Below are 19,457 nucleotides of genomic sequence, written 5' to 3'. Positions count from 1 at the left end.
CCTATCAAATTTTTTTATTCCGTATACAATATGTACAACTTCAGTTAGTGGACACGACTTTTATGCTATAGTAATAAAGTTCTAATGTATTTATTTTGTGGAGATGTTTAAGAAAAAAGTGAAATTGAAACCACCCTACACCAGAAACTCCATTAATACACTTTTAACACCGCAAAAAAGGCCTTGTAATTACAAAGCCTTTTGCAAACTACCTTTATTTTGCAGTAAGTACATATTGTAATAAAGTCCTTGTTTACTAAGTAACTCTTGATGTGTTCCGCTTTCTACAATTTCCCCTTCATGCATAACAAATATTTGATCCGCATCTTGGATTGTAGACAATCTGTGCGCAATCGCTATCGTTGTTCTACCTTTTCGCATTTGCTGCAATGCCGTTTGGATAGCCTCCTCTGTTTCTGTATCAATATTTGCCGTCGCTTCATCTAACACTAATACTTTCGGATTGGTTGCTATCGTTCTAGCAAAAGCAATTAATTGCCTTTGACCACTAGAAAATGCGGCTCCTCTTTCGACAACTTCTGTATCATACTGCTCTGGTAATTTTTCAATAAACGTATTCGCTTGCACAAACTTTGCCGCTTCCTCTATCTCTTCATCCGTAATCTCTTCATTATACATACGAATGTTTTGCTTTACATTTCCAGCAAATAAAAATGCATCTTGCAGCACAAGACCAATTTTCTTTCGAATTTCTTGTTCTTCAAACTTCTCTAAATCTACTCCGTCTATTACAATGTTTCCTGATTTAATATTGTAAAATCTCATTAATAAATTCATAATCGTACTCTTTCCGCTACCAGTATGCCCTACGAAAGCAACCGTTTGCCCTGGCTTTACGTGAAAAGATACATTTTTTAAAACGTCACGCTTTCCATCATATGAAAAAGTAACATCTTTAAACTGAATTTCCCCATTATCTACTCGTGGCTGTTCACTCCCCATTTGAACAGGCGCTAAATCTTTATCATCCATTAAATGAAATACACGCGATGATGAAACAAGCGCTTGCTGGAAGAAAGATAGTTTCATCATCATCTCATTTATCGGCTGGAAGAAACGATGAATATAGTTAACGAAAGCATATAAAACCCCTACTTCAACAGGACTCTTTAAAGCATCGATTCCGAATAAACCAAGTACTAACGCAATTGCTACAATATGAACAAGATCTGTTGCTGGACGTAAAAGTAATGCATCTAATTTCAATGTACGACGTCCAGCACTAAAATGTTTATTGTTCACTTCTTCAAATTCTTTTCTCATCCGCTTTTCTTGCCGGAATACCTGAACAATATTCATACCTTGAATGGACTCATTTAACTTTGCATTTAATATACTCAGCTGATTACGTACCTCTAAATAAAAAGCTGCACTTTTCCGTTGATACAACACCATAATTGCAAACATTATCGGAATTAATATGAGCGAAAACAGCGCTAATTTTACATCTAATAAAAACATCGCTACTAAAATCCCTACTAAAAAGACTACATTTTTTACGAATGTTGATAGTACACTAACATAAAAATCCTTAATCGCTTCTGTATCATTCGTTATGCGGGATACGAGCGTACCAATCGGCGTACGATCAAAGAAGCTTAATGACAATTTTTGAACATGTTCATACACTTCAACTCGCATATCTTGGACAATCTTAAAAGCGATATTTTGAAAGTACAATAAGTCTAAATAAGTAAATAATACTTTTAATAAATGAGCAATAATATACACTACAAATAGGGTTACAAGTGCTGATTGTTCAAAGTTACCTGGCACTAAGTGTTCATCAAGAAATTGTTTAATTAAAAAAGGACCCATCATTTCAGTTACAGTTGCACCAACTAGAAATAAAAATGCTAACGCTAATAACCCTTTATAAGGCCTCATATAAGAAAGCAACCTTCTTAAATCACTCCGTTTTTTCTCAGCCATCATACGCCTCCTTTCTCTACTAATGCCTCTAACTGCTGGCTTTCGTACATTTCTTTATACCAACCATTTTCTTTCATTAATTGCTCATGTTTCCCTCGCTGCATAACCCTACCTTCATCAATAACAAGAATAAGATTTGCATGCTGAATAGCACTTAAACGATGGGCAGTAATAATCGTCGTTTTCTCTGCCCTTTCTCGTTTCAATGCAGTTAAAATAGTTTCTTCTGTTTTTGCATCTACGGCTGATAAACAATCATCTAATATTAAAATTTCAGCATTCGTTAATAATGCACGCGCAATAGAGATTCTCTGTTTTTGACCTCCCGATAGTGAAACGCCCCTTTCACCTACTACAGTGTCATACCCTTCTGGAAATTGAAATATATCATTATGAATACAAGCAATATCAGCAGCTCGGCTAATTTCTTTATATGTAGCATCGGCCTTTCCAAAAGCAATGTTCTCCCCAATACTCGCTGAAAATAAAAAGTGATCTTGTGGTACATATGAAATTGCAGAACGCACACCGTGAAGTGTTAAATCTCGAATATCCCGCTCCCCAACTTTTAATTCACCATTAAAATGATCATACTCTCGAATTAAACATTTTAACAACGTCGTCTTCCCTGAACCGGTACGTCCTACAATTCCTAACGTTTCACCTTTTCTTAAATTAAAGTAAATATCTTTTAAGTTTAATAGTTCATTCTTTTTATAAGAAAACGAATCAACAGCGAACGAAACATCACCACTTGCTATAGTATTTATAGCATTGTCCCTATTCACTACATCTGAAGTTTGTGAAAGTATTTTCTCCACACGATCATACGAAGCACGTCCACGCTCCATAATATTAAATAGCCATCCAAACGCTAACATTGGCCATACAAGTGTCCCTAAGTACGTTGTAAATGTTACCAATTCCCCTACAGTTAATTCACCCCGTACGACTAATAATGATCCGTAACAAATTGCGATCAAAAATGAAAATCCGACAATTAAGGAAATCGTTGGATCGAATAACGAGTCAATACGTGCAACTAGCATATTTTTATGTACGACATCTTCAGATTTTTTCCGAAACGCTTGTAAATCCTCTTTCTCTTGTCCAAGTGAGCGAATTACCTTCATCCCACTCATACTTTCTTGTACTTTATCGTTGATTTCAGAAAACGATTGCTGTGCCTTATGAAATCTTCTATGCAATAAAGTTCCATAATAATTTGTAGAAATAGCTACAATTGGCATCGGAATTAAACTTAATAACGTTAACTTCCAACTAATTGTAAATCCCATCGCTACGAGTACACATCCTCCAACAGCTAATGAATCAACGAGTGTTAAAACACCTGACCCCGCAGTTTGCTGAATCGCCTGAATATCATTTGTCGCATGTGCCATCAAATCGCCTGTGCGACGTGATTGATAAAAGGATGGGCTCATCTTAGTAAAATGTTCATATAGATTCTTTCGCAGTTGACGAGCTAGTTTTAAAGAAGATCCAAAAATCATAATACGCCATAAGTAACGTAATATATACATCGCAATTCCTACAACTACTAATAGAATAACCCAGTTCAACAATTTTTCAGACGTTAATGTTCCATTATTAATTTCATCTACTACAATCCCTAGTACTCTTGGCGCTACAAGTTCAAGAAGCGCGACACCAAATAACATAATAATGCCGATTATGTACGCTCGTTTTTCTTGCTTAAAAAACCAAGCTAAATTAAAAAACACTTTCATATTTATCCTCCTCCCTTAAAATGAGCGATGTTTTCAGTTTATCAAAAACACAGAATTTTTAAAAGTTTTAAACACTTATTATACCCAAAAGAAAAGGACACTCGGTAAGAGTGCCCTTTAGCGCTTATTTCGTTTGTTGCTTGTTCATCGCGCTCATCATTTGATTGATTTTCTTTTGGGAAGGTTTTTGCCCCATTTGCATCATCATCATTTTTAGCATTTGTTCGTTAATTGGTGGATTTTTTTGTAAGTAATTCATCATATATTTGCGGGCAATGAAAAATCCTAACGCCACGCCTGCTACTAGTGCTACTACGCCCACTAGAATACCTAACCACATTGGCATATCTTTTCCTCCTTCATGTTGTCTACCTTACAGTGTACTAAAACCTTTTCAATAAGACAAGATACTATTCGACATTTTTTACACATATGTTCGTACTTGTTTTAGAGGATTTAACCAGCCGTACTTTTTATTTTCATAATCCATCGCTAAAAATGTTAACTCACACTTTCTAAGCACCTCAAAGAAAGTTGTTTCCATGGATACATTTCCAGAAGTATTCATTCGAATATATTGTGATTTCACGACTATTTCGCCGTATTCAGCTCCTGTATAAAGCGTATGAGTATAATTCGTTCTTTCATATTTGCCAAGAACACGCAAAGCTTGTTCTAATTTATGATGAATTTTCATTACTTGTAACGGCATCGTAATATACGTCATTTGTTTATATAATACTTTCTTCTCCGAAAGGGACCCAGATTCTGAAAATCGAGCAAATAAATCAAAAAACAAATATTCACGACCAAAGTAAGCTTTCGCAATATCCTCTTGAATTAAATACAATTCATACGTTTTCATTTTTCCCCTCCCAATCTGGACAACCTTTTCCCTACATTATATAAGAGAAAATTTGCAATGATTGTCTGACTACGGAGAGAGAAAAAACTTTTTCTGTCGAAAAAACTCAACTACATAGAAAAATCTCCCCATGCTGGAGAGATTTTTCTAAAATCATTAAAGCATTTCTTTTACTTTACGAACAACGTTCTCTACAGTAAATCCATACTCTTCCATAATCTTCTCACCAGGAGCAGAAGCACCGAATGTATCGATACCTAGTACATCTCCATCAAGACCTACGTAACGGTGCCATCCGATTGTAGCACCCATTTCAATTGCGAAACGTTTCGTTACCGCTTTTGGTAGTACAGATTCTTTGTACTCAGCAGTTTGAGCTTCAAAGCGATCCATAGATGGCATGCTAACAACAGCTGCATCAACGCCGTCTGCTGCTAGAGCTTTTTGCGCTTCAATTGCTAAGCTTACTTCAGATCCAGTTGCAATTAAGATTACATCAGCAGTTTCTTTTTTGCTTGCAGAAACTACATATGCACCTTTTGCTACTTTTTCATAAGTGTCGTCTTTTGCACCTTCTAATGTTGGAAGATCTTGACGAGTTAACACTAATGCAGTTGGTGTTTTCGTTGATTCTAGAGCTAGTCTCCAAGCTGCAACTGATTCGTTACCGTCTGCTGGACGAATAACAGAAACGTTTGGCATTGCACGAAGTGCTGCTAATTGTTCGATTGGTTCATGTGTTGGACCATCTTCACCAACAGCAATACTGTCATGTGTAAATACATACGTTACAGGCAATTGCATTAATGCTGCAAGACGAATTGCTGGACGTAAGTAGTCAGAGAATACGAAGAACGTACCACCGTAAGTTTTTAAACCGCCATGAAGTGCGATACCGTTCATTGCTGCACCCATCGCAAACTCACGCACACCGTACCAAATGTTTTTTCCGCTGTAATCAGCTCTTGTAAAGTCTTTTTCGTTATTCATGTATGTTTTGTTAGAACCAGCAAGGTCAGCAGATCCACCGAAGAACGATGGTACAGACTCTGCAATTGCATTAATTACAGCACCTGAAGAATTACGTGTTGCTGCTTTTGATCCTAATTCATAAGTTGGTAAGCTTTGTTCCCAACCTTCTGGAAGAAGACCGTTCATTGCTGCTTGCAGTTCGTTTGCTAATTCTGGATATGCTTGTGCATATTCACCGAGCATCGTGTTCCACGCAGCTTGCGTCGTTTCACCAACATCTTGTACTGTTTTACGGAAGTTGTCATATACTTCTTCTGCTACATGGAAGTCTTGTTCAGCAGTCCAAGCGTATGCTTCTTTCGTTAATTTTGTTTCGTCTACACCAAGTGGAGAACCATGTGAAGCTGATTTTCCTGATTTGTTTGGAGAACCGAAACCAATTGTCGTTCTTACTTCAATTAGCGTTGGGCGTTTTTCGTCAGCTTTCGCTTCTTCAATTGCTTTTGCGATTGCTTCAATATCGTTTCCATCCTCAACACGGATTACTTGCCAGCCGTATGCTTTGTAACGATCTTCTACACTTTCAGAGAATGAACGATTTAAATCGCCATCTAATGAAATATCGTTTGAATCGTAAAGTACAACAAGACGACCTAATTGTAAATGAGCAGCTAATGAAGATGCTTCAGCAGAAACGCCTTCCATTAAATCTCCATCACCACAAATAGCGTATGTATGATGATCTACTACATTATACGCATCACGGTTGTATTTAGCCGCTAAATGTCTTTCAGCCATTGCCATACCTACAGCAGTTGCAATACCTTGTCCAAGTGGACCAGTAGTTGCGTCTACACCTGCTGTATGACCGTACTCAGGATGTCCTGGAGTTTTGCTTCCCCATTGACGGAAGTTCTTTAAGTCATCCATTGTTACATCATAACCAGATAGGTGAAGTAGGCTGTATAGTAACATTGAACCATGACCTGCAGATAATACGAAACGATCGCGGTTAAACCACGTTGGGTTATTTGGATTGTGTTTCATAAATTGAGTCCATAATGTATAAGCCATTGGTGCTGCACCCATTGGCATTCCTGGGTGACCAGAGTTTGCTTTTTCAATCGCATCAATGGATAATGTGCGAATCGTGTTGATAGAAAGTTGTTCGATTGAATGTGACATGCTATTCTTCCCTTCGCGTATGTTAGTAAACGTTTTATACATTTATATGATAGCTTCCCACGCAAGATTATACAACATGTATCGACAAATATGTTGATGTTTTTTTGATATTTTATAAAAAAATCAATGATTCCGGTAATGTATGGGCATTCAATATGACATACTTTTTTATTGTTTTTATTTTAGGAAGAAAGGGAATTATCTGCATTTTTATACAAATACACTAATTTATTCTATACCAACTTTTTTGATAAACACTTAAAAATACAAAAAAGCATCTGAATTAGACGCTTTTAAAATAAGTTAAATAATTCGCTTACGAATAGAACTTGAAATAAAATCAATTATAATTACCATTAAAATGATACCTAATAAAATAATTCCCACACGAGACCAATTACGTGAACTAAGTGCAAAAATTAATGGCGTACCAATACCACCTGCTCCAATAACACCTAAAATCGCAGCGGATCGTACATTAATTTCGAACCTGTATAACGTATACGATAGAAAATCCGGTAACACTTGTGGTAATACCGCATACCAAAGTATTTGAAACCGATTTACACCCGTTGCAATTAACGCTTCCGTCGGTCCCTTATCTATATTTTCAATTCCTTCCGAATATAGTTTCCCTAACATTCCGATAGAGTGTAACCCTAAAGCTAGAACTCCGGCAAAAGAGCCTGGACCAACAGCTTTTATAAATAAAAGGGCCATAACTAATTCTGGAAATGTACGAACAAAACTAAGTACAAATTTCCCAGTTCCTGAAGTTAATTTTCCACTACTCATATTCGTTGCCGCCCAAAAAGCAAATGGAACAGATAAAAAAGCAGAAATAAATGTACCTAATATCGCAATTGCCAACGTATCAATTAAACCATGTAATAAATCTTCACCATCTGGCAAAGATACATACGACCAATCTGGGTTCAATACGCCTGTCATAATTGCTTTTGTAATTTCTCCCGCCGTATTCTTTATTCCCTCTAACGGGACTCCTGAAAAGGCCCATACATATACAACTGTAAGTGCTATAAAAATAATCCAGCGATTTACACTCAGTTTCTTCGGTTTTGGTATGATTATCGTCGTTTTACTCATTATAATTTCTCCCGCAACAATGTACTTATATAATCAATTAGCAATACAACAACAAGGGTATAAATAATAATGGAAGCAGTTTGTTGATATTGTAAAAACCCAAGTGTACGATCATAATATAATCCAATACCACCTGCTCCTACTAAACCTAGAACAGCTGCTGCACGTACATTCACCTCAAATGTATAAAGTACATAGGAGACGAAGTGCGCTTTCACTTGCGGAATGACCCCATAAACTATCCATTGCACCTTATTCGCTCCTACAGCTGTCATCGCTTCTAATGGACCTGGATCAATTGATTCAATTGACTCATACAATAATTTCGCTACGAGTCCAACCGAGAAACAAGTAAGAGCCAAAATACCTGGAAGTGGTCCTATTCCAAAAATCGCTACAAAAATAGCCGCTAATAATAAATCTGGTATTGTTCGTATAAAATTTAAAACCAATCGAGCTGGACTGTACAAAAATGCACTAGTAAATACATTACTTGCCGCAAATAGTGCAAGTGGAATGGCTAAAATCGCCCCTAAAGTCGTTCCAATAATCGCCATACGTATTGTATCTAACATCGCTGTTGTAATAATTTGAAAATAACTCCAATCTGGTGGCACCATTTCCTTCAATAAATCCATCATATTTGGAAAACCAACTACTAGTTTTGAAAATGATGCGTCGACCTGTACACTACTACCCCACAACAGTAAAATAACTAGAATAACCGTTAACATATGTTTCAATTTACTCGGCGGCTTCGGTATCGATTTCGAATATATCGTCACTTCATTCATTTTGCTGCCACCTCTAATAATGCGCTTTTCTGAGCTACGTCCCCATAAATTTCAGCGAACTTTTCATCCGTTGCCTCTTCTACTAATCCATCAAAAACAATTTCACCAGCATGTAATCCAATAATACGAGTAGCATATTGCCTCGCTAAATCAATAGAATGTAAATTTACAATTGTCGTAATTCCAAAATCTTCATTAATTTTCTTCAAATCATCCATTACTTGCTTTGTTGTCAGTGGATCTAACGAAGCAACAGGCTCATCTGCCAATATGATTTTTGCTTCTTGTGCCAATGCTCTAGCAATTGATACACGTTGCTGTTGTCCCCCTGATAATTCATCAGCTCGTGCATATGCTTTTTCTGAGATATTCACTCTATTCAACGCCTGGAATGCAAGCTCCACATCCTCTTTCGGAAACAGACCTAACGTTGTACGCAATGTAGAATGATATCCAACCCGCCCAGCTAATACATTCTTCAGTACTGTTGATCGCTTCACAAGGTTAAAGCTTTGAAAAATCATACCAATATCTCGGCGCATGCGTCGTAATCCTTTTCCTTTTGCAGCAGTAATAGACTCCCCTTCAATAATGATTTCTCCTTCTGTGATCTCATGAAGGCGATTTACCGATCTGAGAAGTGTAGATTTTCCAGCCCCGGATAGCCCGACCATTACAACAAACTCACCTTTTTGAATTTTCAAGTTTATATTATTCAATCCTTTTGTACCATTCGGATACACTTTGGAAACATTTCGAAACTCTATCACACATCTTACCTACCTTCTATGTATTATCAATAACTGAAAAACGGCAAACTAACTGAAATCACACACTTTCCAGTTAGTCGCCATTTCCATATGTATTATTGCGTTTTCACTTTCTTTCCATATTCACGAACGATATCAAATTTACTATCATCAGATTTAACATATCCTTCATGTGAGTATACTTCTTTAATGATTTTGTGCCCTTCCTCATTCTTTCCTATTTCAATGAAAGCATCTTGTAATTTCTTGCTCCACTCTGCATCTAAATCAGAGCGTACAGAAATCGTATCGTTTGGAATTTTCTCCGTAAATTTTACTATTTTTGTTTGATCGAATATATTCGGATAATCTTTTTTTACAATATTACGAGCATCTTGGAATACAACAGCTGCATCTACATCACCATTTAAAAGAGCAATAAGTGACTGATCATGACCTTTTAATGTAACAGGTTTCACATCCTTTAGCGGATCGATTCCCTCTTTTAACAATACAGCCGCAGGCCATACATAACCCGCTGATGATGTTACATCTTGATAGCCAATTTTTTTACCTTTTAAATCTTTTACACTATTAATATTAGAATCTTTCTTAACAACAAACTCTGATTTATAAACATCTACTAAATCCTTTGTGGGAGCTCCAGTTTCATCATCTACCCCAAAACGTTGCGCCTGTAAAATTACGTTTGCAGCCTTTTTCTCATGCGCTAACACATACGCTGTTGGAGGTAAAAAGCCTACATCTACTTGCTTAGATGCCATCGCTTCTACAATTGTATTGTAATTCGTTGAAATACTAACTTTTACCGGAATGTTTAATTTATCACTTAATAGCTTTTCCAATGGTTTTGCCTTCGCCTCTAACGTATCTGCATTTTGAGAAGGAACAAATTGAACATTTAGCGTCTTCGGTACATAACCTTTTTTCGTATCTTCATTTTTACTTGCACTTGATTCCTTCGTTCCACATCCACTTAATAATCCCGCTGCTAGTACAACTGTTGTGCTCATTGCAAAAACTTTTTTCAACATGTTAATGCCTCCATTTTTCGTTGTTATAAAATAACCTTCCATAAACATGAAGAAATATATCACAATTTTTTACAAATAATTGCTTATTTACAGAATCTTTACACATTCTATACATTCACATTAAAATTCTTTTCATATATTTGATATGATTAATTGAAAGATAACAAGAGAAAAGGTGAATGGTGTTGAATCAAAATCAAATTGTAACTTTAAATATTTTATTAACAAGCGATGTACATGGTACTGTGTATCCAATTCACTACCAAGATAACTCCAAAGCAGAAATTGGTTTAGCTAAAATTTCTACTCTCATAAAAAAAGAACGTTCTCAAAATGCAAACGTTCTTTTGATTGATAACGGTGACTTTATACAAGGAACACCATTTACTTATCATTACGCTACATACGAAAAAGATAAGAAAAATCCAATGTCCTTATTAGCTAACTACTTAGAGTATGACACTGCAATTATCGGCAATCATGAATTTAATTATGGAATGGATATATTAAATCATGCTGTAGATACTGCAAACTTCCCGTACCTAGCAGCAAACATTTTAGATAAAAACATAAAAGAACCTTATTTCGGGAAACCATATATAATAAAACATATCGGATCAAATATGAAAATTGCTATTTTAGGGGTAACAACGCATTACATCCCAAATTGGGAACAAGCCCATCACATTAAAGATTTACTATTCGAAGACGCATTCGAAACTACAAGAAAATGGGTTTCTTACATCCGCGAACATGAAGAACCAGATTTACTAGTCGTCGCCTATCACGGAGGATTTGAACGTGATTTACAAACTGGAGAACCGACTGAAGTTTTAACAGGTGAAAACCAAGGATATGCAATATGCCATGAAATTGAAGGCATAGATATTTTACTAACAGGCCACCAACACCGAGAAATCGCTCACACAGTCATTAATGGTGTAACCATTTTACAGACCGGATGCAATGGACATTCAGTTGGAAAAGTAACAGTAACATTTGAAAAAACGGAACAAAAATGGGTGAAGAAAGAGAGTTATTCACAATTATTGCCTTTGCAAGGAATTGAGGCAGACAAAGATGTTCTTTCCTTGGTAGCTGATTATGAAGAGAAAACACAAAAATGGCTTGATCAACCTATTGGAATCATTCATGGGGACATGCGAATTTCAGATGCTATGCAAACTCGTTTGCAAGACCATCCTTTTATTGAATTCATAAATAAAATACAGATGGAAATAGCTAATGTCTCTATTTCTTGTACAAGTTTGTTCCAAAATACATCTCCAGGTTTCCCGCAACATGTCACAATGCGGGATATCGTTACCAATTATATTTATCCAAACACATTACAGGTTATTCGAGTGACTGGAGCAGATATAAAAGATGCTCTCGAACTCTCTGCTACTTATTTCACATTAAATGAAGATGGAGATATAATTGTTAATCCTGCATTCATAGAACCAAAACCTGCGCACTATAATTACGATATGTGGGAAGGGATTTCGTATGTATTAAACATTTCAAAACCTATTGGGGAGAGAATAGAGTCTTTACAGTATAAAGGCGCTTCTCTTAATATGAATGAAGAATATGACGTTGTTATGAATAATTATCGTGCAAGCGGTGGCGGGAACTTCTTTATGTTTCAAAATAAACCAATAGTAAAAGACATACCAACAGATATGTCTGAACTTATCGCTAACTATATATTGAAGCATAAAAGGATAGAAGCAACGAAAAATGACAACTGGAAAGTTATTAAATAACGATTTTAACAAATAAAAAAAAGATGGGCTGCGCCCATCTTTTAATTTAATTTTGCATTATCTTGCTTTTTTAAAGCTTTTAATTTCGTCGGTGTAACATCCGTTCCTTCTTCGTTAACGACTTTAATTCCTTTTAATTCGTTTAACATATTTTGACGAAATCCTTTTAAATATTGTTCACGTAGCGATTGGCGCTCACGTTGTTCTTCTTCAGTTAAGCCTTCAGCTTTTGCTTTTTTCGCTAAGAAGTTAATGCGTTCAATGAGTTCTTGACTTGGCATCTCGAATCCCCCTTCTACTCAAAACTGATTATTATCATACAATAGTTAGTCTTCTTTATCAAGCAATTGCTTTGTATATTCTACATACCTTCGATGTACAGTTGCTTTTGAAACATCATGACCAAAACCACGAAGTGTTGCTGCAATTTCTTCAAAAGTTAATTCATTCCGGCGTAAACGTACAATTTCCTCAATTGGTACTTCTTTTTTCTCACGTCCTATACTTAAATGACGATTTTTCAAATTATTCTCTGGACGAAATCCTTTCTCTACCGCCCTTTGCATGCCACGTTTAATTTTTAAATTGTGGATCTTTCTTTGATACTCTTCAACAATCCCTATTATATCTAGCACCATCGAATCAGAGTCAGAGAGTTCTAATTCTCCATTATGCGTATGCGTATATACTTTTATTCCCTCTTTATGTAAACAGTGCATTAATGCAATTTTCGCATTCCCTCTACCAAGGCGTGTTTCATCTTGTATTAGAAGTACATCAACTTGTTCATCGCGAATTGTATCTAGCACTTCTAATATGCCATCACGTTCAATTGTATAACCGCTAGCCTGCTCCTCAATCACCTTTGTAACATTCATTTGATAGCGCTCAGCTAAATGCAATAATTCATCTTTTTGACGCAATAATGATGTTTCCTGCGCTTCTTTTGTTGTGCTCACACGTGCATAAATAATTGCATTCATTTTGAACCCTTCTTTCTCACTATATTTTCCTTATAGTGTATCATAAATTCGCCTTTCGTTCGAACTTATGTTTGTAGAATGTTTTTTCGCATGTTATACTTAATAATAAGAAAAATGAAAGAAAACGAGGTGTTAGAAAACATGGAAAAGTTAACGAAACGCCAGCAAGACATTCTCGACTTTATTAAGCTAAAAGTACAAGAAAAAGGATATCCACCTTCCGTACGTGAAATCGGTCAAGCAGTCGGCCTCGCTTCTAGTTCTACAGTGCACGGACATTTATCACGACTAGAAGAAAAAGGATATATTCGACGCGATCCAACAAAACCACGCGCAATTGAAATTTTAGGTGACAACCGAATGGAAACAGAAACACAATCTGTTATTCAAGTTCCAATCGTCGGAAAGGTTACTGCCGGTTTACCGATTACAGCAGTCGAAAGTGTAGAAGATCACTTCCCACTTCCAGCTAGTATTGTTGCTGGAGCAGATCAAGTGTTTATGTTACGCATTTCTGGAGATAGCATGATTGAAGCTGGTATCTTTGATGGTGATTTAGTTGTTGTTCGCCAGCAACAGTCTGCATACAACGGTGAAATTGTAGTTGCTTTAACAGAAGATAACGAAGCAACTGTTAAACGTTTCTACAAAGAAAAAGACCACTTCCGTCTACAACCGGAAAACTCTTCTCTAGAACCTATCATTTTAAAACAAGTGTCAGTTATCGGAAAAGTAATTGGCGTATATCGTGATTTACATTAAAAATAATAAAAAGAAGATAATCCCCTTATTTATATAGGGCATTATCTTCTTTTTATATTTTGATAGATTTCCGTTCATTCAAAAGAATGCATTACCTTAATTATCAACGCGTTTCAATAGTAACATCTCCAGCAGCTGTTTTACCGCTAATTTTTTTACTACCATTACCAATCGTTACATTTTTATTTTCTTCTTTAAAAATTGTCACATCTCCGGCAGCGGTTTGCCCAGTTATAACTGCATCCTGTGGTTTTTCCAATAAAGTAATATCCACATCTCCAGCAGTTGAACTTGCCTCTACATCATATTTAGGATCATGATCCATAATATATACATCCCCGCTGGCCGTTTTTACTGTTACTTTCCCTATTACTTTTTTAAAGCTCACCTCACCAGCTTTTGTAGATCCCTCCACACTCTTAGCTGTTACATGTTTCAAATCTACTTCTCCAGCGAGTGTTCCAACACTTACGCGATCACTTTTCACATCACTTATCTCTATTTGTCCAGCGGATGAATTCACTTTTATCTCTTGGTAAGAACGTTCAGGCACAAGTATAGTCAATGTAGGCGTTTGAAAATTGAAAGTAAAAAATGAAAAATCAAATGAGACACCTTTCTCTATTTCCCCTTTAATTTTTAATGTGTCACCATCCTCCGCAATATGAATCTCTTGCTTACGTAAATCACCTGATTGCTTTACATAAAAAGAGGAATCCGGAGATTCTCGGACAACAACATCTCCAGCATCTAACTTAACTTCTACGTTTTTTAGCGTTTCGTTTTTAACAATTTCTTCCTTATTCCCTTTCTCTACATTTTCTACTGCTTTTTTATATGTTTGTGAAATCCCTATTACTCCAATAATGATACAAGCGATAGCTATTAATAATATTTTTTTCATCATCTACTCCCCTTTTATCATTTTGAAGTTCCATATTACATAACGTACGCATAATCTTTTAAACCACTTCGTACTATAATAAGCTACAATACATAACAATAAACCTACTCCAACAAACGTTATACTAACGAAAAGATCCAACCATATAAAAGTACCCATAAACACTTTTAAAATAACGAAAAATGGTGTCACTACACTAGCAATACCACCAACCCAAAAGGAAAATATAAAAGCTATAATTGCAACTAACGGGCCTAACACAATAATAAAATTAAACAAACTAAGTCCAACCGCTGCCATGACAGCTCTTGTCACATTTGAAGTCGACGGATCTTTTTTCATTTCATCAAATCGATACATCGCAAGTAAGTCTTTCGCAATTACTTTCGGAGAGCCAAGACCCTTTATTATTTCTGATTCAGTTTTCCCCTCTTCTATCCCAAACTGAAAGTGCTCTTCATAATCGAATAAAATATCTTGTCTCTCTTCTTCTGGTAACTTCCTAAGATAACTTGATAATTCTTTAAGAAACCGTTCTTTACTCATCCCATTCCACCCCTTCAATAATTTCTTGAACGCCTTTAGCAAAATCGCGCCACTCTGTTACTAACAAATTCAGTTGCGTTTCCCCTTGCTCCGTTAGTTGATAATATTTACGAGGCGGTCCTTCCGTAGATTCCTTTAAATACGTTTGAAAATACCCTTCTTTCGTTAAACGACGTAATAAAGGATACACTGATCCTTCCGATATTAAAAATTTATTTGAGATTTGCTGAACAAGTTCATAACCGTAACAATCTTTACGTTTCACAAGTGCCAAAACACACAGTTCTAACACGCCTTTTTTAAACTGAACGTTCAGGGTCAATCCCCCTTTCTCATTCCAGTACTGTTCAATACACGGTACCCGTTATATCCATAATATACCACTTAGTATTATCCATTGCAAGGTACTCATTTATATTTACTCCCTAAATGTAGAAAACGTACAAATAAAAGCCCGAATAAGATCTTGTTATAACTGACCATTACTCGGGCTTTTATTCGATTCGAACTGTATGAATACAAAAATTCATTCACTCTTTCCCTTCTAAGAACCAACTTCCATTTGTGCCCCTAACAAACTTCGAAATACACCTTTTCTCTCTTTAGCCAATTGATTAAATTCACCTTTTTGGACAATTTCACCTTTTCCTAAGACAATGACTTGATCTGCATTGCGTATAGTAGATAAACGATGCGCAATCACAATAATTGTCATTGTTCCTTTCAACCTTTCTATTGCTGATTGGATTTTCACTTCATTTTCAGTATCTAATGCACTCGTAGCTTCATCTAATACTAAAATCGATGGCCTTCTTAAAATAGCCCGAGCTAGTACAAGTCGCTGACGTTCACCACCTGAAAGCCTCACCCCACGATCTCCAATCAGTGTTTCAAGCCCATTTGGTAGCGTTTGTACAAATTCAGCGGCGGCCGCAAAACTTAATGCATCCCAAATTTCTTCCTCATTTGCATTCGGTTCAATCATCAATAAATTATCTCTTATGCTCGCATTAAATAAGAAAGGATCTTGTGGTACATAACTAATAGCCCGCCTTAATGACAATAAATTATCAGTTGTAAGGGGAGTACCATCTATTAACACTTGACCTTTTTCTGGCTGGATTAATCCCATTAATACATCAATTAATGTACTTTTTCCTGCACCAGAATGCCCCACAATGGCCGTCATACTATTTATTGGAATTTGTACATTAATATTTTGAAGTGCGTATAAAGATTCTTGCTTATTATAACGAAAGTGAACATCCTTACACTCAATACCTTGTTCAATACAAATCGGCTTTATTTGTTTGTGCTGATGTATATCCTGTATTTCAATCGCTTCCTTACATTCCTCTTGCAACTCCCATAATGACTTAAAAGCAGGAATACTTGCAGCTAGTTGTTCTAAATTTGATTGAATCGTCATAAATCTTGGCCACAATCTGGAAAAAATGAGAATGATTAATAATAATTGGGTTGGTTGCGATTGAAATAGTTTAACAGATATAAAAACGAGCAATGCTATTAAAACAGATGATGCAGCTCTATAAAAAAGTTGTGATTTATTTTTCAATCTCATAAACCCCAATTGCTCGCTCTCTATTTTTTGACACCAATAATATAACCATTCATACCTAGACTCTTCTAGCGTATTACTCTTAATATCTTTAATCCCGTTAAAATGATCTGTAATACCAGCAAGATAACTTTTGGATATCTCTGTCTTTTTATTTCCTAAATCTCTAAACTTTTTTATAAAACCTCTCAACAAAAATGCAAGTATTAGACCCGCAAATAGTACAAAAATCGTTATTGTTGCAGAGAGCCATAATGCAATACCAATTTGGATGAAAGTAAATACTAAGGCGGTTAACATTTGAAAACATAAATTTGTCCCTTGTATGATTCTTCCTAATTCTTCAGTTAAAGAGTTAATCAAGTCAGACTTTCTCTTTTTCACAAAGAATTCCCAATTCACTTTTAGTAGAGAACTATACGTTTCTAATCTTATATAATTTGTAAAGCGAATAATAATCTTCATATTTTGAAGACTCAAATGTTGTTGTAGAAACGCTTGAAAAACTACTAGAAAAATATAGATACCTAAGATGAGTAGTAAACTTATTGTTCCAGGGATATTATGAAAAAAACTAAACATCTCCATAAAGGAACTCGAATCACTTTTCATGTTTACAACTCCACTTACACTTATCATTGGAATCAATAAAAGTATCCCCATTCCTTCCAAAAGACTCACTACTGTCATCCCTAATAAATTTATATATAATTTTTTCCCAGCAAAAGAATGTAATTTTTTCATAAAATATAAGAGGTAGTTCAATTTTTATCCTCCTATGAGAATACATATTTTTTCGTTTTTCTCCAAGCACATAAAATGGGTCGTAAAGGAAAGTATAGAAAATGAAGTGACTTTGGTAACGGTAACGTCTTTGCATCAATTGGATAGGGATAAAAATGACTTATCATAAATACAACCCTTTGCCTATTTGACATTAGCAAAAATAGATGTCGACTGTGATATTCTGCTACATCATCCGGAACAGGAGGTGTATGCAAGTTTATCTTTTGCTTCAAATAAAACAATGCTCCTTTCGCTAACCGCTTCGTACGACTCCGATTCATCAACCCTATCATTTCCTCGGTAGTTATGGCATTTAAAAGTTCGCTAACTAAAATTAACGCTTGTCCTCCCACATTCTCATTTTGATATTTTTTAAATAACTTTTTAATAACTGGCCGATTGAGATCTTGCTTTAACATCTGATGAATATCAACTAACCAACGTAATCGAGACCAACCATGACGCGCTCCATGAGAAACAAGAAACCAAAATAAATCCTCTCTTCCTAACATATAAACAGGATAACTTCCCAGCAAGCTCTTCCTTTTCCTCTCCCAAAGCGCTTCAAAATTTGGTTCTTTCCCAGGGCCAGGGTGTAATCTCCAATGAATTTCTACTTTAATATGCTTCTGATGATGAAAAAATGTTACATGATGATGTCTCCATTTCCAATCATTTAATATTGTTTGAATGTACTCATCTTTCACATAACCTTCTTCCACAAGGAGTTTCTCCACTTTTTCTAACTGTTGAATCGGAATAAGAATGTCCAGATCACAAGATGTACGTAAAGAAATATCACCATATAGATCATGCGCAAGTATTGGCCCTTTTAAAAAAAGTGTACGAATCTCATTTCCAAAAAACATTTTACTCAACCGTTCCATTTCAGCACTCAAATACAGCATTTGAAAAGTATTCTTTTTAAACTGTTGGTACAACAATTCCACTACACAATCAGGTATCCGTTCTTCTCCCATGCCTTTTAATTTCGAATATATGCTTGGGTAAACACGGTGATGCATTGCAAGTGCAACAAACTCATGCCAATCAATATCCAGCAGCCATTCACTTCGATTTTGAAATCCATCATCACCATCTTCCATTTTCAAAATCTCCAAAAGCAATTTTAACTCCTTAGAAAAATCATCTGTGTCTAGACAGAAACTCTTATGCATCGTAGTCTCCTTTTTTTGGATTCTTCTCATCTATTTTCTTTGCAAATGTACTAACAACAGTAAATTGATCCATACTTTCCATTCCAGTAATATAAAAAGGACCACTACGTAACCACGCATGAGCGACCAGCTTTCCATCCTTATCCTTTGCAGTTCCAAAATATAAAGTACTTTCTATTCGTCGCCTCTCTAACATTTTCATTGCGGCTATCGATTTCTCAAAACACATACTGTCCCATAAAGTATGCTGGCTCACAATTTGTATAGCCTCAGAAACTCTCCCGATTATTGGTTTATTAAATTCTATATAACTTAAAGGTGTTTCTTCCATATGAATACCTAAGGCCGATGAAACTTTAGAGAATGGCATTACCTTTAAAATCCGTGCCCATCCTAAATACACACATGCCTCTGCAAATAAAAACATTACCTGCCTATCTAATGAAATAAAAGCCCCTACTTTTCTCAACATTTCCATTTCCATATCCTCCTACTTCTTTTCGAAAATAAAAGAATACA

At 35.7% G+C, this 19,457-nt stretch carries 19 protein-coding genes; 2 read left to right on the top strand and 17 right to left on the bottom strand.

Translation table 11 applies throughout. The annotated features are described in order from the left end of the window. Positions 1-189: 189 nt before the first annotated feature. The 9 genes from SJY24_RS12270 to SJY24_RS12230 form a co-directional block, all read right to left on the bottom strand. Positions 190-1,953: an ABC transporter ATP-binding protein gene (locus SJY24_RS12270; RefSeq protein WP_377864806.1), complete on the bottom strand. Its 1,764-nt coding sequence runs from the start codon at positions 1,951-1,953 to the stop codon at positions 190-192. Next, the gene (locus SJY24_RS12265; protein ID WP_377864804.1) at positions 1,953-3,704 is read right to left on the bottom strand and encodes an ABC transporter transmembrane domain-containing protein; all 1,752 of its coding nucleotides are present in this window, start codon (positions 3,702-3,704) and stop codon (positions 1,953-1,955) included. The genes SJY24_RS12270 and SJY24_RS12265 overlap by 1 nt, the downstream gene beginning before the upstream one ends. Before the next feature lie 124 nt (positions 3,705-3,828). Continuing rightward, entirely contained in the window at positions 3,829-4,050 is a 222-nt protein-coding gene (locus SJY24_RS12260) for a YneF family protein (protein ID WP_001132292.1), read from the bottom strand. A gap of 78 nt (positions 4,051-4,128) precedes the next feature. Next, the gene (gene sirA, locus SJY24_RS12255) at positions 4,129-4,569 is read right to left on the bottom strand and encodes a sporulation inhibitor of replication protein SirA (protein WP_000860649.1); all 441 of its coding nucleotides are present in this window, start codon (positions 4,567-4,569) and stop codon (positions 4,129-4,131) included. Between the two features lie 156 nt (positions 4,570-4,725). Beyond that, positions 4,726-6,726 (bottom strand): transketolase, encoded by a 2,001-nt coding sequence (tkt, locus tag SJY24_RS12250; RefSeq protein WP_377864803.1) that lies wholly within the window; start codon positions 6,724-6,726, stop codon positions 4,726-4,728. Positions 6,727-7,029: 303 nt separating this feature from the next. After that, the gene (gene phnE, locus SJY24_RS12245; RefSeq protein WP_377864801.1) at positions 7,030-7,833 is read right to left on the bottom strand and encodes a phosphonate ABC transporter, permease protein PhnE; all 804 of its coding nucleotides are present in this window, start codon (positions 7,831-7,833) and stop codon (positions 7,030-7,032) included. After that, on the bottom strand, positions 7,833-8,627 hold the full coding sequence (gene phnE / locus SJY24_RS12240) for a phosphonate ABC transporter, permease protein PhnE (RefSeq protein WP_377864800.1): 795 nt from the start codon (positions 8,625-8,627) through the stop codon (positions 7,833-7,835). Before phnE (SJY24_RS12240) ends, phnE (SJY24_RS12245) begins: the two co-directional genes overlap by 1 nt. Beyond that, complete coding sequence (gene phnC / locus SJY24_RS12235; RefSeq protein ID WP_002033479.1) at positions 8,624-9,397, bottom strand: phosphonate ABC transporter ATP-binding protein; 774 nt, start codon at positions 9,395-9,397, stop codon at positions 8,624-8,626. The genes phnE (SJY24_RS12240) and phnC overlap by 4 nt, the downstream gene beginning before the upstream one ends. Positions 9,398-9,492: 95 nt before the next feature. Beyond that, the gene (locus tag SJY24_RS12230) at positions 9,493-10,431 is read right to left on the bottom strand and encodes a phosphate/phosphite/phosphonate ABC transporter substrate-binding protein (protein WP_002137777.1); all 939 of its coding nucleotides are present in this window, start codon (positions 10,429-10,431) and stop codon (positions 9,493-9,495) included. A 185-nt stretch (positions 10,432-10,616) separates the two neighbouring features. Between SJY24_RS12230 and SJY24_RS12225 the strand changes: the two genes are divergently transcribed. Beyond that, positions 10,617-12,200 carry a bifunctional metallophosphatase/5'-nucleotidase gene (locus SJY24_RS12225; protein WP_377864799.1) on the top strand — a complete coding sequence of 528 codons (1,584 nt, stop codon included), beginning with the start codon at positions 10,617-10,619 and terminating at the stop codon, positions 12,198-12,200. A gap of 41 nt (positions 12,201-12,241) precedes the next feature. Here the strand turns inward: SJY24_RS12225 and SJY24_RS12220 are convergent, their stop codons facing one another. Then, complete coding sequence (locus tag SJY24_RS12220) at positions 12,242-12,481, bottom strand: DUF896 domain-containing protein (protein WP_097829136.1); 240 nt, start codon at positions 12,479-12,481, stop codon at positions 12,242-12,244. A gap of 45 nt (positions 12,482-12,526) precedes the next feature. Beyond that, entirely contained in the window at positions 12,527-13,183 is a 657-nt protein-coding gene (locus SJY24_RS12215; protein WP_097829137.1) for a YneB family resolvase-like protein, read from the bottom strand. A gap of 141 nt (positions 13,184-13,324) precedes the next feature. On the opposite strand from SJY24_RS12215, the gene lexA reads away from it, so the two are divergent. Then, a complete protein-coding gene (gene lexA, locus SJY24_RS12210; protein ID WP_128853760.1) occupies positions 13,325-13,945 on the top strand; it encodes a transcriptional repressor LexA in 621 nt (206 codons plus the stop codon). Between the two features lie 103 nt (positions 13,946-14,048). Here lexA and SJY24_RS12205 read toward each other — a convergent pair whose 3' ends face one another. The 6 genes from SJY24_RS12205 to SJY24_RS12180 all read right to left on the bottom strand — a co-directional run bounded on the left by SJY24_RS12205 (position 14,049) and on the right by SJY24_RS12180 (position 19,416). Continuing rightward, on the bottom strand, positions 14,049-14,852 hold the full coding sequence (locus tag SJY24_RS12205; RefSeq protein ID WP_377864798.1) for a DUF4097 family beta strand repeat-containing protein: 804 nt from the start codon (positions 14,850-14,852) through the stop codon (positions 14,049-14,051). Beyond that, a complete protein-coding gene (locus tag SJY24_RS12200; RefSeq protein ID WP_377864797.1) occupies positions 14,853-15,395 on the bottom strand; it encodes a DUF1700 domain-containing protein in 543 nt (180 codons plus the stop codon). Beyond that, positions 15,388-15,711, bottom strand: a complete 324-nt coding sequence (locus SJY24_RS12195; protein ID WP_001102620.1) for a PadR family transcriptional regulator — start codon at positions 15,709-15,711, stop codon at positions 15,388-15,390. The genes SJY24_RS12200 and SJY24_RS12195 overlap by 8 nt, the downstream gene beginning before the upstream one ends. A 228-nt stretch (positions 15,712-15,939) precedes the next feature. Beyond that, positions 15,940-17,739 carry an ABC transporter ATP-binding protein gene (locus SJY24_RS12190; protein ID WP_377864796.1) on the bottom strand — a complete coding sequence of 600 codons (1,800 nt, stop codon included), beginning with the start codon at positions 17,737-17,739 and terminating at the stop codon, positions 15,940-15,942. 11 nt (positions 17,740-17,750) lie between these two features. Continuing rightward, complete coding sequence (locus tag SJY24_RS12185) at positions 17,751-18,938, bottom strand: nucleotidyltransferase domain-containing protein (RefSeq protein WP_377864795.1); 1,188 nt, start codon at positions 18,936-18,938, stop codon at positions 17,751-17,753. Beyond that, positions 18,931-19,416, bottom strand: a complete 486-nt coding sequence (locus SJY24_RS12180; protein WP_113936918.1) for a lasso peptide biosynthesis B2 protein — start codon at positions 19,414-19,416, stop codon at positions 18,931-18,933. Before SJY24_RS12180 ends, SJY24_RS12185 begins: the two co-directional genes overlap by 8 nt. Positions 19,417-19,457 lie beyond the last annotated feature (41 nt).

It is taken from the genome of Bacillus sp. R86525, from assembly GCF_042466195.1.
Taxonomy (GTDB): domain Bacteria; phylum Bacillota; class Bacilli; order Bacillales; family Bacillaceae_G; genus Bacillus_A; species Bacillus_A nitratireducens.
This window is presented reverse-complemented; position numbering and strand designations above follow the sequence as displayed.

Coding starts and splice junctions, on each gene's coding strand:
- SJY24_RS12270 (WP_377864806.1), bottom strand. CDS start 1,953: ATGGCTGAGAAAAAACGGAGTGATTTAAGAAGGTTGCTTTCTTATATG.
- SJY24_RS12265 (WP_377864804.1), bottom strand. CDS start 3,704: ATGAAAGTGTTTTTTAATTTAGCTTGGTTTTTTAAGCAAGAAAAACGA.
- SJY24_RS12260 (WP_001132292.1), bottom strand. CDS start 4,050: ATGCCAATGTGGTTAGGTATTCTAGTGGGCGTAGTAGCACTAGTAGCA.
- sirA (WP_000860649.1), bottom strand. CDS start 4,569: ATGAAAACGTATGAATTGTATTTAATTCAAGAGGATATTGCGAAAGCT.
- tkt (WP_377864803.1), bottom strand. CDS start 6,726: ATGTCACATTCAATCGAACAACTTTCTATCAACACGATTCGCACATTA.
- phnE (WP_377864801.1), bottom strand. CDS start 7,833: ATGAGTAAAACGACGATAATCATACCAAAACCGAAGAAACTGAGTGTA.
- phnE (WP_377864800.1), bottom strand. CDS start 8,627: ATGAATGAAGTGACGATATATTCGAAATCGATACCGAAGCCGCCGAGT.
- SJY24_RS12230 (WP_002137777.1), bottom strand. CDS start 10,431: ATGTTGAAAAAAGTTTTTGCAATGAGCACAACAGTTGTACTAGCAGCG.
- SJY24_RS12220 (WP_097829136.1), bottom strand. CDS start 12,481: ATGCCAAGTCAAGAACTCATTGAACGCATTAACTTCTTAGCGAAAAAA.
- SJY24_RS12215 (WP_097829137.1), bottom strand. CDS start 13,183: ATGAATGCAATTATTTATGCACGTGTGAGCACAACAAAAGAAGCGCAG.
- lexA (WP_128853760.1), top strand. CDS start 13,325: ATGGAAAAGTTAACGAAACGCCAGCAAGACATTCTCGACTTTATTAAG.
- SJY24_RS12205 (WP_377864798.1), bottom strand. CDS start 14,852: ATGATGAAAAAAATATTATTAATAGCTATCGCTTGTATCATTATTGGA.
- SJY24_RS12200 (WP_377864797.1), bottom strand. CDS start 15,395: ATGAGTAAAGAACGGTTTCTTAAAGAATTATCAAGTTATCTTAGGAAG.
- SJY24_RS12185 (WP_377864795.1), bottom strand. CDS start 18,938: ATGCATAAGAGTTTCTGTCTAGACACAGATGATTTTTCTAAGGAGTTA.
- SJY24_RS12180 (WP_113936918.1), bottom strand. CDS start 19,416: ATGGAAATGTTGAGAAAAGTAGGGGCTTTTATTTCATTAGATAGGCAG.